This window comes from Streptomyces aureus (assembly GCF_000725495.1).
GTDB classification, from domain to species: Bacteria; Actinomycetota; Actinomycetes; order Streptomycetales; family Streptomycetaceae; genus Streptomyces; species Streptomyces aureus_B.
The window spans coordinates 319,897-333,914 of record NZ_JNZD01000003.1 but is presented as its reverse complement, the minus strand read 5'-3'; the positions used below and the strand labels follow the sequence as shown (position 1 = coordinate 333,914).

Below are 14,018 nucleotides of genomic sequence, written 5' to 3'. Positions count from 1 at the left end.
GACCGCGGTCGGCTCCGTACCAGGCGCCCTCCTCTCTCACCGTCAGTACGGAGAATGGGCGGCTCGCCCCAGCTGAACGATCTTGATCAGCCTAGGAAGCTCAGCCGCACGTCGCGGTTCGGGTTGTCCCGGTTGGTGTCCACGAGGCACACCGACTGCCATGTCCCCAGCTCCAGGCTCCCGTCCACCACCGGCAGGGTCGCGTGCGGCGGGACGATGGCCGGCAGGACGTGGTCGCGGCCGTGCCCCGGGCTGCCGTGACGGTGCTGCCAGCGGTCGTCCGCGGGGAGCAGGGAGTGCAGGGTGGTCAGGAGGTCGTCGTCGCTGCCGGCACCGGTCTCGATGATGGCGATTCCGGCGGTGGCGTGGGGGACGAAGACGTTCAGGAGGCCGTCGCGGCCCGCGGCGACCTCGCGGAGGAAGGCCTCGCAGTCGCGGGTGAGGTCGACGACCGTCTCCGACGTACCCGAGGAGATGTGCAGGACCTGCGTGGTGAAGGCATCGGACATGCCTCAATCCTCTCCCATGCGCCGGGTCCCGGCCTGTGACGCGAACACCCGGCAGGCCGTACGTCCCGTGGCTCATAGCACGGTGTCGGGCGGGAAGATCCCGGCGCCCGGCCCGGTTCGTAGAAGCGTGAACGACATCAGGGTGAACGCGCGTGAGGTCGATGTGGTCGTCGTCGGGGCCGGTCAGGCGGGCCTCGCGGCCGCCTACCACCTGCGGCGCACGGGCTTCGAGCCCGGGCGGGACTTCGTCGTCCTCGACCACGCGCCGCGCCCCGGCGGAGCCTGGCAGTTCCGCTGGCCGTCGCTGACGTACGGCAAGGTGCACGGGATGCACTCCCTGCCGGGCATGGACCTCACGGACGCCGACCGGGACCGCCCCTCCTCCGAGGTCGTCTCGGAGTACTTCGCCGCCTACGAGCGCGCGTTCGACCTGCGGGTACAGCGGCCGGTCGACGTCCGCGCCGTCCGGGAGGGCACTGGTGGGCGACTCCTCGTGGAAGCCCGCGAGGGTACGTGGTCGACCCGGGCGCTGGTCAACGCGACGGGCACCTGGGACCGCCCGTTCTGGCCCCGCTATCCGGGACAGGAGACCTTCCGCGGGCGGCAGTTGCACACGGCCCAGTACCCCGGCCCCGAGTGGTTCGCCGGGCGGCGCGTGGTCGTCGTGGGCGGTGGCGCCTCCGGCACCCAGCATCTGATGGAGATCGCGTCGCGGGCTGCGGAGACCACCTGGGTCACCCGGCGTCCCCCGGTCTTCCGCGAGGGCCCCTTCACCGAGGAGTTCGGGCGGGCCGCCGTCGCGCTCGTCGAGGAGCGGGTCCGGCAGGGGCTGCCGCCGCGCAGCGTGGTCTCGGTGACCGGGCTGCCGCTGAACGACGCGATCCGGCAGGCGCTGGCCGACGGCGTGCTGGACCGGCGGCCGATGTTCGACCGGATCACCCCCGACGGCGTGGAGTGGGCGGACGGGCAGCGCGTGGACGCCGACGTGATCCTCTGGGCGACCGGATTCCGGGCCGCCATCGACCATCTGGCACCGCTGCGTCTGCGTGAGCGGGGCGGCGGCATCCGGGTCGAGGGAACGCGCGCGGTCGCCGACCCGCGGATCCACCTGGTCGGCTACGGGCCCTCGGCGAGCACCATCGGCGCCAACCGGGCCGGCCGGGCCGCCGTACGGGACATCAGGCGCCTGCTGGAGGACGTGCCGGTCGCCGTGTGACACGGCGGAACCCGCTCAGCTCGTCGGAACGACCGTGGGGGTGTCCGCGGGAGGCACCGCGGGCGTTTCCACCGCGGGCGCGGTCGGGGAGGTCACAGGCGGCGCCGTGGGAGGGGCGACGGACGTGACCGCGGGAGAGGCCGCCTGGGGAGCTGCGGGCGAAGCCGCCTGAGGGGTCGTGGGGGAAGTCGCCTGAGGCGTTGTGGGCGAGACCGCGGGCGACGCGCTCGTGCGGTGCAGCCGGTTGAACTCGGCGACGTTGCGCTCGTGTTCCTGGTAGCTGGCCGTGAAGCGGGTGTCGCCCTTCTTCACCGTGACGAAGTACAGCCATTCGCCCGCGGGCGGGTTGATGGCGACCCGCATCGCCTCCTCGCCGGGGTTGGCGATGGGTGTGGGCGGCAGGCCCATGCGCTGATAGGAGTTGTACGGGCTGGCGAGCTTCGTGTCCGCCTCACTGGTGTTCAGGGTGGAGCGGTTCAGCGCGTAGTTGATGGTGGAGTCCATCTGCAGCGGCATGCCGCGTTGCAGCCGGTTGTAGATGACCCGGGCGACCTTGCCCATGTCCGCCTCGGTCGCCGCCTCGGCCTGCACGATGCTCGCGATCGTGACGGCCTGATAGACGTTCATGGCGTTGCGCTGCGCGCCCGCGGCGATCGGTGCTCCGTTGAACTTCTTGTTCGCGGTGTCGACCATGAAGGTCAGCAGGGACTCCGGGGTCGCTTTCTCACCGATCGGATACGTCGCCGGGAAGAGGTAGCCCTCGGGGTTGCCCCGGGCGTCGTCGGGGAGCTTGAGGTGGGCCTTAGCCAGGGACTTCTTGGTGGTGCCCGCCGGGACCCTCAGGGCCTTGTCGACGGCGGCGTAGACCTGTCCGGAGCGCCAGCCCTCCGGAACGACGAGCGACGTCGGGCGCCCGTCGTCCCCCATGCTCAGCAGCGGCACCGCCACGGCGGTGGCCGCCACGACGGCGCCGGTCGCGATGAGGGCGACTCGGCCCCGGCGCGTCAGTCGGATCGTGCTCCGTGGCGGAGTGTTCGTCTGCATAACGGGCACGGTAACGCGCTATTGCCCGCAAACCCGGCATATCGTCATCTTGTCGGCTCCAGTTGGGCGTCACGGTGGACCAGGGCGGCATAGCGGCCCTCCGCGGCCAGCAGTTCCTCGTGCGTGCCGCGCTCGACCGCTTGACCCGCGTCGAGGACGACGATCTGGTCGGCGCTCCTGATCGTGGACAGCCGGTGCGCGATGGTGAGCGTGGTGCGGTTGGCCGACAGGGCGTCGATCGCCTCCTGGACGGCGTGCTCCGTACGGGTGTCCAGGGCGCTGGTCGCCTCGTCCAGGATGAGCACGGGCGGGTCACGCAGGATCGTGCGGGCGATGGCGAGGCGCTGCTTCTCACCGCCGGAGAACCGGTGGCCGCGCTCGCCGACGACCGTGTCGTACCCGTCGGGCAGTGAGGCTATGTGCTCGTGGATCTGGGCCGCCCGGGCCGCCGTGTACAGCTCCTCGTCGGTGGCGTCCGGCTTGGCGAAGCGCAGGTTCTCGGCGACCGAGGCGTGGAAGAGGTACGTCTCCTGGGAGACGACGCCGACCGCGCGCGCGAGGGTGTCGAAGTCGAGGTCCCGGACGTCGACCCCGTCGAGGGTCACGCGTCCGCCCGTGACGTCGTACAGCCGGGGGACGAGATAGCTGAGCGTCGACTTGCCGGAGCCGGTCGGTCCGACGACGGCGAGGCTGCCGCCGGCCGGGACCGTGACGTCGATGTCCTTCAGGATCGGGGCGCCCTTGTCGTCGTAGCGGAACTCGACGTCCTCGAAGCGGATCTCACCCTTGACCTGGTCGAGGTGGACGGGGTTCTCGGGCTCGGTGATGTCGATGGGCAGGTCGAGGTACTCGAAGATGCGCTGGAACAGCGCGAGCGAGGTCTGGATCTGCACACCGGTGGCCAGCAGGCTGACCGTGGGGCGGAACAGGCCCTGCTGGAGCGAGACGAAGGCGACGAGCGTGCCGATCGATATCGACGGACCGCCGAGTTCGAGGGCTATGCCCGCGGTCCAGTAGATGACGGCGGGCATGGCGGCCATGACGATGCCGATGACGGACATACGCCAGCGTCCCGCCATGTTCGACCGCACCTCCAGGTCGACCAGGGCCTCGGACTCCTCGGCGAAGGACTTCGTCAGCGAGTCGGCCCGGCCCATGGTGCGCCCGAGCAGGATGCCGCTGACGGAGAGCGATTCGGTGACGGTGGCGGCCATCGCCGCCATCTGCTTCTGGCGCTGGGTCGTGATCTTCTTGCGTTCGTTCCCGACCCGGCGGCTGATCCACACGAAGACCGGCAGCAGGAGCAGGGAGACGACGGTCAGGCGCCAGTCCAGGGCCACCATGGCGACGATGGTGGCGACCACGCTGGTGAGGTTGGAGACCAGAGAGGTGGCGGTGGACGTGACGGTCGCCTGCATCCCGCCGATGTCGTTGGCGATGCGCGACTGGACCTCGCCGGTGCGCGTCCGGGTGAAGAACGCGAGGGACATGCGCTGGAGACGGCCGTACACCGCGGTGCGCAGGTCGTGCATCACCCGCTGGCCCACGGTCGTGGAGATCAGTGTCTGCAGGACACCGAAGACACCGCTGAGGACGGCACTGGCGATCATGCCGAGCGCGAGGAGGGTCAGCAGACCCGTACGCCCTTCGGGGATCGCGGTGTCCAGGATCGCCTTCAGCAGGAAGGGGGTGGCCACGCCCACGAGGGACGCGGCGCCCACCAGCAGGCCGACGATGGCGAGGCGGCCGCGGTAGGGACGGAAGAGACCGAGGATGCGGCGCACCTGCCGCGGTTGTCCCTTGTCGGCGGGTGGCGGGCTCCAGTTGGACAGTTCGGGGCGCAATGGACTCCTAGGAAATGAGGATCACAGGGACATCGGTGAGGTTCCGACGGCTGCCGGAGCCTAGCTCATTGTTACCTATACTCACAATGAACGGCATCCTGATATTGTTCCCGCATGACCACCCCCGATGCCGACGGACTGCTCGCCGAGCAGCTGCTGCGTCTGACGCGCCGCGTGCACCGCATCCAGAAGCGCCATCTGGAGCAGCGCGAGCTGGGCATCACCCCCGCCCAGTCACGGCTCCTGCGCACCCTGGCGCACTACGCCTCTCCGCCCCGCATGGCCGATCTCGCGGAGCGCCTCGAAGTGGTGCCCCGTGCCGTGACCACACTGGTCGACGGCCTGGAGGCGAGCGGCAGGGTGCGCCGGGTGCCCGATCCCACCAACCGCCGGGTGATCCGGATCGAGGTCACGGACGAGGGGCGCAAGGCGCTGCGGGAGCTCCGCGCCGCGCGCCGCGGCGCCGCGGAGGAGATCCTGGCTCCATTGACCGACGAGCAGCGCGAGGTGCTCGGCGGCCTGCTGGACACCCTGGTGGACGGCATGCCGCGGATGGAGCACCAGTGCTGAGCGGGCTCGCGGCGGTGCGCCGGTGCTGAGCGGGCCCATGGTGGTGCGTCGGGGCTGAGCAGGCCCACGGCGGTGCGCCGGCGCTGAGCGGGCCCACGGCGGTGCGCCGTCGCTGAGGCGGCCGGGCCCTCCGCGCCGCCCGTGGCCGCCACGAGCGTGTGAGGAGTGTCCGCGATGCCTCTGCTGGAGCCCGACCCCGACCGGCTGCGCCCCCGCGCCCGTCAGAAGGCCCCGGCGGGCGACCGGGTCCCCGAGGACCGGGCCGGCGGGACGCCCGAGCCGCTGCGCGGCGAGCTGACGGCCCTGCTCGGCCCGGACAAGGTCCTGACGGGGATCTCCGACCTGGTGCGCTACGCCTCCGACGCCAGCCCCTATCGCTTCGTGCCGCGGGTCGTCGTGGTCCCCGAGGACGTCGACGACGTGTCGGCCGTGCTCTCCTACGCCCACGGCCGGGGCCGCGAGGTGGTGTTCCGCGCGGCCGGGACGTCGCTCAACGGCCAGGCTCAGGGCGAGGACGTCCTCGTCGACGTCCGCCGGCACTGGACGGGCGTGGAGGTCCTGGACGACGGGGCGCGGGTCCGGGTCGCTCCGGGCACGACCGTCGCCCGCGTCAACGCCGCCCTCGTCCGGCACGGGCGCGTGCTCGGCCCCGACCCGGCCAGCGCGGTCGCCTGCACGGTCGGCGGCGTCGTCGCGAACAACGCCTCCGGCATGACGGCGGGCACCACCCGCAACTCCTACCGCACCCTGGCCTCGCTCACCGTCGTGCTGCCCTCCGGCACGGTCGTCGACACGGCCGAACCGGACGCCGACGAGCGGCTGGCCCGCGCGGAGCCGGCGCTGTGCGCGGGGCTCATGGAACTCAAGGCGGAGATCGAGGCGGACACCGAGCTGACCGACCGCATCCGCGCCAAATACGCGATCAAGAACACCAACGGCTACCGCCTGGACGCCTTCCTCGACGGCTCCACGCCCGTCGGCATCCTGCGCGGTCTGATGGTCGGCTCGCAGGGCACCTTCGGCTTCATCTCGGAAGTCGTCTTCGACACCCTGCCCCTCGACCGCCGGGTCTCCGCCGCCCTGCTCTTCTTCGGCTCGCTGCCGGCCGCGGCCGCCGCGGTGCCCCCGCTCACCGCCGCGGGCGCGTCGGCCGTCGAGCTGATGGACGGCAACACCCTGCGCGCCTCGGTGGCCGTCGAGGGCGTGCCCGGGGACTGGGCGGATCTGCCGCGTCCCACAGCGGCGCTCCTCGTCGAGTTCCGGGCCCCGGACGAGGCCGCGCAGGAGGCCTACGAGGATCGGGCCCTTTCGGTCCTGCGGGAACTCCCCATGGTGGCGCCCGTGCCGTCCGTGACGAACGCCCTCACCCGCGACCCGCGGGCCATCGCCGGCTTCTGGAAGGCCCGCAAGGCGTTCGTGACGGCGGTCGGCGGGGCACGCCCGTCCGGCACGACGCTGATCACGGAGGACTTCGCGGTGCCGCCCGAGCGGCTCGCCGAAGCGTGCGAGGCGCTGCTGGAACTCCAGACGCGGCACGGCTTCGACGCCGCCGTGGCGGGCCACGCCGCACACGGCAATCTCCACTTCCTGCTGGCCTTCGACGCGTCCTGGCCGGCCGACGTGGAGCGGTACGCCGCCTTCATGGACGACTTCTGCCGCCTCACGGTCGAACGCTTCGACGGCTCCCTGAAGGCCGAACACGCCACCGGACGCAACATCGCGCCCTTCCTCGAGCTCGAATGGGGTTCCAAGGCAACGGATTTGATGTGGCGCACGAAACGGCTCATCGACCCGGACGGCGTGCTCGCGCCGCGCGTCGTCCTCGACCGTGATCCGCGGGCGCACGTCCGGGGTCTGAAGACGATCCCGCGCGTCGAGGCGATCGCCGACCCCTGCATCGAGTGCGGCTTCTGCGAACCGACCTGCCCCAGCCGGGACCTGACGACGACACCGCGCCAACGGATCGTGCTGCGGCGCGAGATGACGCGCCAGCCCGACGGCTCCCCGGTCGAACGGGAGCTCCTGGAGGCGTACGGGCATGACGCCGTGGACACCTGCGCGGGCGACTCGACCTGCGCACTGGCCTGCCCGGTCGGCATCGACACGGGCGCCCTGATGCGGACGTTCCGGCATGCCCGGCACACGCCGCGCGAGGAGCGGGCCGCCGCGCTCGCCGCACGGCACTTCCGCACGCTCGAAGCCTCGGCGCGACTGGCCGTCGCCGCCGCCGACCGGATCGGCGCCCGCCGTGTGAACGCCGTGACCCGGGCGGTCCGCAAGGCCGTGCGCCCCGATCTCGTACCGGAGTGGCTGCCCCGGATGCCCGGCGGCGCCCCCTCCGTCCTGCCCCGCACCGACCGCGTGGGCGCCGTCGCCGTCTATTACCCGGCCTGCGTCAACCGCATCTTCGGGGGCCCTGGCGACGTGTCGCTCGCACACGCCCTCGTCGCGGTGTCCGCCCGAGCGGGAAAGCCGGTGTGGATTCCCGAGGACGTCCGGGGAACGTGCTGCGCGACGATCTGGCACTCCAAGGGGTACGCGGAGGGAAACGCCGTGATGGCCAACCGGGTTGTCGAGGCGGCCTGGGGCTGGACGGCCGGCGGACGGCTGCCGCTGGTCGTGGACGCCTCGTCGTGCACCCTCGGCCTCGCGCGCGAGGTCGTCCCGCATCTGACGGCCGACAACCGCGAGTTGCACGCCGAGCTGAAGGTCGTCGACTCGCGGGTGTGGGCCGCACAGGACCTCCTCCCCCACCTCACGGTGCACCGCACCCTGGGGTCCGCGGTGCTCCACCCGACCTGCTCCATGCGGCACTTGGGCGACGAGGCGCAGCTGCGCTCGGTGGCCGAGGCCTGCGCGGACGAGGTGGTGATCCCCGACGACGCCGGGTGCTGCGCCTTCGCGGGCGACCGCGGCATGCTCCACCGGGAGCTCACCGAGTCGGCCACGCGCGACGAGGCCGCGTATGTGACCTCGCGCCACTTCGACGCGCGTCTGTCGGCGAACCGTTTGTGCGAGGTGGGCATGGATCACGCGACGGGCCGCCGCTATTACTCGGCCCTGCTGGCCTTGGAGCAGGCGACGCGTCCGGGCGGGCTCGACGGGCGGCACGGTCCCGTGTGAACACCCGCACGGCGAGCCGGACCGGTCGCCGTCCGTCAGGCCTTCAGATCCGCCTTGTCCCCCATCACCACCACGGGGTGCTGCTCCGGGTCGAGCGTGCGCAGCAGGTACTCCATCGCCGGCTTCGACAGACTCACGCAGGCCGACGTACCGCTGCCGTGGTCCATGTGCAGCCAGATGCCGCCGCCCTTGTCGTCGCCCCAGGGACGCGTCCCGTCGTCCGGCGGATTGCCCTTCAGTCGGTTGTAGTCGATGGCGATGACGTAGTCGAAGTCGTGCCAGTACGACTTCGCCCACTCGTGCGGCGCCTGGAACGTCTCCGACTGCGTGTACGGCAGCCGGGCTCCCGGGTCGTCGAGCACACCGCCGGCGTCGCTGAGCGTGAACACCCCGACGGGACTGCGCTTGTCGCCCTCGTGGTGGTCGGCGGTCCAGCCCTTCTTCCCGTTGTGCGCGGCCCAACTGCGCGTCTTCTCCCAGACCTTGCCGGACTTGGTGTAGAGCACGGCCGTCGACTCCGCGGAGTCCTTGCCCTGGCCGTACACCGCGAGGACCTGGCGGGAGTCCGACGGGATCCGGCCCTGGAGCCGGTCCCCCACGTCGGGGATGCGCGTCGGGTCGGCGGGCGGCGCACTCGTACGGGCGACCCCGCCGCGGGCTCCCGGGCGGCCCTTCCCTCCGCCACCGCCGCCGCCCTCCCCGCCACCGCAGGCCGCGAGCATCACCGCGACGGTCCCGCAGACCATGGCCGCGAGCCCCGTACGCACCGCACCGTTCGTTCGCATGCCGCCCATCCTCGCACCACGTATCGGACGAATCACCCTCATCCGCCGTCCCGGCAGGTCGTGGCCGGCCCGGGCCGGTTCCTTGCGGCGGCGCGTAAAACCGCTTGCTTTCGACCACGCCGCGACGCGAACCTTTCACGGTTTGCTGTCGGCCTCCGCTGCCGACCGCTGCCGAAATCCGGAGCACTCTCCACCGCCTGACACGAGCCACTGGGACGTCATGCAGATCCAAGACCTTCCGTATCCCGACCCCGGTGTGCCCGACGCACGCTCGGGTCCCCGCTTCCTGTGGTGGCTCGGCCGGAACCAGCTCGACGGACAGATCAAGGCTCTGGCCTGGGGTCTGCTGCACTTCCTGGCCGTTTCCGCGCTGCCGTTCTGCGTCGGTCTGGCCGTCCAGTCCGTCATCGACCGCTCCGGCACCCGGCTCTCCCTGACGGGAGCCCTGATGGTCGCGTGCGGCGCGTGCATCGCCCTGGGCGAACTCATGCTGCACCGCACCGCGGTCACCAACTGGATCACCGCGGCCGCACGCCTCCAGCAACTGCTGGCCCGCAAGACCGCGCTCCTCGGCTCCGCGCTGACACAGCGCGTCGCGGCGGGCGAAGTGGTCGCGGTCTCCACCGGCGACGTCGAGAAGATCGGCTGGTTCGTGGAGGGCGTGTCCCGGTTCTCCGCCGCCGCTGTGACGGTCGTGGTGGTCTGCGTGACCCTGGTCGTCTACCAGCCCGCCCTCGGGGTGATCGTCGCCGTGGGCGTGCCCGTGCTGGCGGTGGCCGTGCTGCCGCTGCTTCCCCGCGCCACCCGGCGCGCCGACTTCCAGCGCGAGAAGGCGGGACGCGCCACCGAACTCGCCTCCGACACCGTGGCGGGCCTCAGGGTGCTGCGCGGCATCGGCGGCGAGGAGCTCTTCCTCGACCGCTACCGCCACGCCTCCCAGGAAGTCCGCCGGGCCGCCGTCCGTAGCGCGCGCATGTGGTCGCTGATCTCGGCGATCCAGGTGCTGCTGCCGGGTCTGCTGATGATCGCCGTGGTCTGGCGGGGCGTGCAGCTGGCCCGGGACGGACGGATCGAGGTCGGTGAACTCGTCACCGTGTACAGCGCCGTCATGCTGCTCACCTACCCCTTGCGGCATTTCGAAGAGATCGCCATGGCCTACTCCTTCTCCCGTCCGTCGGCCCGCCGCGCGGCCCGGGTGCTGTCCCTGGAACGGGCCGTGGACAGCACGGGCTCGCTCGCCGCGGAAGTCCCGGACGGCGATCTGTACGACCCGGTCACCGGTCTGCTGGCCCCCGCGGGCCGGCTCACCGCGGTGGTGTGCGGAGACCCGGACGCGGCGGGGCATCTCGCCGAACGGCTCGGCGGCCATGCCTCCGAACCGGAACAGGTCGAGGAACCCGAGGCCGGACGCGGGCCGAAGAACACCTCGGTCGTCCTCGGGGGCGTCCCGCTGGACGAACTGCCCCTGGAGAGCGCCCGCACCGCCGTCCTCGTCCAGGACAAGGACCCGGTGCTTCTGTCCGGCTCTCTGCGCGAACTCCTCGACGTACCCGCGTCGGGACTCGTGAGCGCGGAGGCCGCCTTGTCCGCCGCCCAGTGCGCGGACGTGCTGGACGCGCTCGCCCAGGGGGCGCTGGATGCCGGGGATCCGATGGACGCGCGCATCACGGAACGCGGGCGCTCCCTGTCCGGCGGCCAGCGCCAGCGGCTCGCGCTGGCCCGGTCCCTGATCACCGACCCCGAGGTGCTCGTCCTGGACGAGCCGACCTCTGCGGTCGACTCGCACACCGAGGCCCGGATCGCCGACGGAGTGCGCTCGCTGCGCGCTGGGCGCACAACCGTGGTCTTCACCTCCTCACCGCTGCTCCTGGACCACGCGGACCGGGTCGTCCTCGTCCACGACGGAGAGGTCGTCGCGGTCGGCGTGCATCGCGAACTGGTGCGCACCGAACCGCGGTACCGCGCGGTGGTGACCCGCGAGGCCGAGGAGGAGGCCGCCGCCGGGACCGCGGACCGGACCGCTCTCGGCGACGTGACCGCAGACGACGAAGCCGTTCTGGACGGCGTACTGGAAGAGATCGAGGAGACCGCATGATCGGCGTGGCGCCACCTGCGTACGACCCGGCCGCCCCGACGACGGCGAACACGCTGCCCGTAGGCGCGCCCGCGACCGTGCGCGCCTACGTCACCGAGCTGTTCCGGCGGCACCGGCGGGCCTTCCTGCTCCTGGTCACCGTCAACGCCGTGGCCGTGGTCGCCTCGATGGCCGGGCCCTATCTGCTGGGCTCCGTCGTCGAACGCGTCTCGGACCACGCGCGTGACCTCCATCTGGGGACCACCACCGCCCTGTTCGCCGTCGCGCTCGTCGTCCAGGCCATGTTCGTACGGCAGGTGCGGCTGCGGGGTGCCGTGCTCGGCGAGCGGATGCTGGCGGACCTGCGCGAGGACTTCCTCGTACGGTCGGTCGGCCTGCCGCCCGGCGTCCTGGAGCGCGCCGGAACGGGCGACCTGCTGTCCCGCATCACCACCGACATCGACCGGCTCGCCAATGCCATGCGCGAGGCCGTCCCGCAGCTGGCCATCGGCGTCGTGTGGGCGGCACTGCTGCTCGGCGGACTCGCCGTGACCGCCCCGGTGCTCGCTCCCGCCGTGCTGGTGGCCGTACCTCTGCTGGTCGTGGGCTGCCGCTGGTACTTCAAGCGGGCGCCCGCCGGCTACCGCTCGGAGGCGGCCGGCTACGCCGCCGTGGCCGCCGTCCTGGCCGAGACCGTCGACGCCGGGCGCACGGTGGAGGCGCACCGTCTGGGCGAGAGCCGCATCGAGCTGTCGGACCGCCGGGTCCGTGAGTGGACGGCGTGGGAGCGCTACACGCTCTGGCTGCGTTCGGTTCTCTTCCCGGTCGTCAACATCACGCATGTGACGGTGCTGTGCTCGGTCCTGATGATCGGCGGGTGGCTCGTGCTCCAGGGCTGGATCGGGGTGGGCCAGCTGACGACGGGCGCGCTGATCGCGCAGATGCTCGTAGACCCGGTGGGGCTGATCCTGCGCTGGTACGACGAGCTCCAGGTCGCCCAGGTCTCGCTGGCACGCCTGGTCGGGGTCCGGGACATCGAGCCGGACGCCGGCGACCCGGCGGTGGCGCCGGAGGGGCGTGACGTCCACGCCGACGGGGTGCACTTCGGCTACCGCGCCGGGGTGGACGTGCTGCGGGAGGTCTCCCTCGCGGTTCCGCCCGGTACCCGGCTCGCCCTGGTGGGCCCGTCCGGCGCGGGCAAGTCCACCCTCGGCAGGCTCCTCGCCGGTATCTACGCGCCCCGGGACGGCCGGATCACCCTCGGCGGCGCCGAGCTGTCCCGGATGCCCGCGGAGGAGGTCCGGGCGCATGTCGCGCTGGTCAACCAGGAGCACCATGTGTTCGTGGGCTCGTTGCGCGACAACCTGCTGCTCGCCGTCCCCCGGTCCCGACGGGACCAGGACACCGAGCAGACACAGAAGCAGCAGCAGAGAACGGAGAAGGAAGACGGACGGGCACGGACTGCGGCGTCCGGGGCTCAGGGCGAGGACACCGCCTCGGTCGACGCCCGGCTGTGGGCCGCTCTCGGCGCGGTCGACGCGGTCGGCTGGGCACGGGCCCTGGACGACGGCCTGGACACCGAGGTCGGCTCGGGCGGGTTCGCGCTGACTCCGGCCCAGGCGCAGCAGATCGCGCTGGCCCGGCTGGTCCTGGCGGACCCGCACACCCTGGTCCTGGACGAGGCGACCTCGCTCCTGGACCCGCGGGCCGCCCGTCATCTGGAGCGATCGCTGGCCCGCGTCCTGGACGGCCGCACCGTCATCGCCATCGCCCACCGCCTCCACACCGCCCACGACGCCGACGTCATCGCCGTCGTCGAGAACGGCCGCATCAGCGAACTCGGCAGCCATGACCAGCTGGTCGCGGCGGACGGCGCCTACGCGGCGCTGTGGAGGTCCTGGCACGGGTGATCGCGGCCCCGGGCCGAGGTCGCCGGCCGCAGCGAGCCCGCCCGGTGCCGGGCGGGCTCGCCCGGCCGCCGGGTGCGGCGCGCCAGTCGTCGGGTACGGCGCGCCAGTCGTCGGGTACGGCGCGCCAGTCGTCGGGCAGTGGGCCCAGTCGTTGCGGTTCCACCGCGCGTGCTCACCGTGACCCTGATCAGGGGTACGGCACTGTCCCGTTCGCCCTGCGAGGGGCCGGGCGGGCCGGAGGCCGGGCCCTGTGGCGCTGCTGGTCGGGCCCTGTGGCGTTGCGCGGTGCCGAAGGGGGATGGAAGGCTGGTTGTGGGCACCCGCTCGGGGGACTCCCGGGAACCAACCGGTTCGCGGGGAGCGACGCCTGTGTCCGCGGGCCCGCGCGCCCGCCGTCGACCACGGCGGCAGCGGTCCCGTCCGCACCCCCTGGAGGTACCCGTGGACAGCGCCGACGGATGGGGAGACGACGTCTACCAGCCCGACGGATCCGAGGTACAGGACGACGCGGGGCTGCTCGACGCCGAGGACACACTGGTCACCGACGGCGTGAGTGACCCCCTGGACCGCGGCTGGTCCCCTCCCGAGCGGCCGTGGGCGGTGGAGCACCGCGGGGTGACCGCCTCGGAAGGCCGGACGGGCGAGAGCCTGGACCAGCGCCTCGCCGACGAGCTGCCCGACATCGCCGCATCCGACGGGGACGGCATCGGCGACTGCGAGGGCACCGACGGGGAGCCACTCGACAACGAGGTCGGCGCCCTGCGCTCCGGCCGCCTGGTGGCACCGAACGAAGGCGCGCACGAGGACGAGGAGAGCGGGCTCATCGCCACGGACATCGGCATCGACGGCGCCGCGGCCTCGGCGGAGGAAGCCGCGATGCACATCGTCGACGAGGACGCCGTGTCCGGCTGACCGGCACCCGTCCCGCACCTCCCCGGAGGAG

General features: G+C 72.4%; 9 protein-coding genes and 1 pseudogene. 6 read left to right on the top strand and 4 right to left on the bottom strand.

Features of this window, described 5'->3' with window-relative positions; translation table 11 throughout:
- Nucleotides 1–86 precede the first annotated feature (86 nt).
- Nucleotides 87–509 carry a secondary thiamine-phosphate synthase enzyme YjbQ gene (locus tag IO36_RS05915; RefSeq protein WP_037616818.1) on the bottom strand — a complete coding sequence of 141 codons (423 nt, stop codon included), beginning with the start codon at nucleotides 507–509 and terminating at the stop codon, nucleotides 87–89.
- Between the two features lie 127 nt (nucleotides 510–636).
- On the opposite strand from IO36_RS05915, the gene IO36_RS05910 reads away from it, so the two are divergent.
- Nucleotides 637–1,725, top strand: coding sequence for an NAD(P)-binding domain-containing protein (locus tag IO36_RS05910; protein ID WP_245173131.1), 1,089 nt, complete (start codon nucleotides 637–639; stop codon nucleotides 1,723–1,725).
- Nucleotides 1,726–1,932: 207 nt separating this feature from the next.
- Here IO36_RS05910 and mltG read toward each other — a convergent pair.
- Both mltG and IO36_RS05900 read right to left on the bottom strand, forming a co-directional pair.
- Nucleotides 1,933–2,769: pseudogene (mltG, locus tag IO36_RS05905) on the bottom strand (endolytic transglycosylase MltG); the annotation flags it as partial.
- A 44-nt stretch (nucleotides 2,770–2,813) separates the two neighbouring features.
- On the bottom strand, nucleotides 2,814–4,613 hold the full coding sequence (locus IO36_RS05900; RefSeq protein WP_037616814.1) for an ABC transporter ATP-binding protein: 1,800 nt from the start codon (nucleotides 4,611–4,613) through the stop codon (nucleotides 2,814–2,816).
- A gap of 114 nt (nucleotides 4,614–4,727) precedes the next feature.
- Between IO36_RS05900 and IO36_RS05895 the strand changes: the two genes are divergently transcribed.
- A complete protein-coding gene (locus tag IO36_RS05895) occupies nucleotides 4,728–5,183 on the top strand; it encodes a MarR family winged helix-turn-helix transcriptional regulator (RefSeq protein ID WP_037616813.1) in 456 nt (151 codons plus the stop codon).
- Nucleotides 5,184–5,357: 174 nt separating this feature from the next.
- Nucleotides 5,358–8,306, top strand: coding sequence for an FAD-binding and (Fe-S)-binding domain-containing protein (locus IO36_RS05890; protein ID WP_037616811.1), 2,949 nt, complete (start codon nucleotides 5,358–5,360; stop codon nucleotides 8,304–8,306).
- A gap of 35 nt (nucleotides 8,307–8,341) precedes the next feature.
- Here the strand turns inward: IO36_RS05890 and IO36_RS05885 are convergent, their stop codons facing one another.
- A complete protein-coding gene (locus IO36_RS05885) occupies nucleotides 8,342–9,091 on the bottom strand; it encodes a L,D-transpeptidase family protein (RefSeq protein WP_209441154.1) in 750 nt (249 codons plus the stop codon).
- Nucleotides 9,092–9,311: 220 nt separating this feature from the next.
- Here IO36_RS05885 and IO36_RS05880 point away from each other — a divergent pair, with 220 nt between their 5' ends.
- The 3 genes from IO36_RS05880 to IO36_RS05865 all read left to right on the top strand — a co-directional run bounded on the left by IO36_RS05880 (nucleotide 9,312) and on the right by IO36_RS05865 (nucleotide 13,987).
- Nucleotides 9,312–11,186, top strand: a complete 1,875-nt coding sequence (locus IO36_RS05880; RefSeq protein ID WP_037616809.1) for an ABC transporter transmembrane domain-containing protein — start codon at nucleotides 9,312–9,314, stop codon at nucleotides 11,184–11,186.
- Nucleotides 11,183–13,075, top strand: a complete 1,893-nt coding sequence (locus IO36_RS05875; RefSeq protein ID WP_037616807.1) for an ABC transporter ATP-binding protein — start codon at nucleotides 11,183–11,185, stop codon at nucleotides 13,073–13,075. Before IO36_RS05880 ends, IO36_RS05875 begins: the two co-directional genes overlap by 4 nt.
- Before the next feature lie 441 nt (nucleotides 13,076–13,516).
- Nucleotides 13,517–13,987, top strand: a complete 471-nt coding sequence (locus tag IO36_RS05865; protein WP_037616802.1) for a DUF5709 domain-containing protein — start codon at nucleotides 13,517–13,519, stop codon at nucleotides 13,985–13,987.
- The last annotated feature ends 31 nt before the right edge of the window (nucleotides 13,988–14,018 follow it).

Bases quoted from the DNA above. Each gene is read 5' to 3' on its own strand.
- IO36_RS05915 (WP_037616818.1), bottom strand. From the start codon at position 509: ATGTCCGATGCCTTCACCACGCAGGTCCTGCACATCTCCTCGGGTACG.
- IO36_RS05895 (WP_037616813.1), top strand. From the start codon at position 4,728: ATGACCACCCCCGATGCCGACGGACTGCTCGCCGAGCAGCTGCTGCGT.
- IO36_RS05890 (WP_037616811.1), top strand. From the start codon at position 5,358: ATGCCTCTGCTGGAGCCCGACCCCGACCGGCTGCGCCCCCGCGCCCGT.
- IO36_RS05885 (WP_209441154.1), bottom strand. From the start codon at position 9,091: ATGCGAACGAACGGTGCGGTGCGTACGGGGCTCGCGGCCATGGTCTGC.
- IO36_RS05880 (WP_037616809.1), top strand. From the start codon at position 9,312: ATGCAGATCCAAGACCTTCCGTATCCCGACCCCGGTGTGCCCGACGCA.
- IO36_RS05875 (WP_037616807.1), top strand. From the start codon at position 11,183: ATGATCGGCGTGGCGCCACCTGCGTACGACCCGGCCGCCCCGACGACG.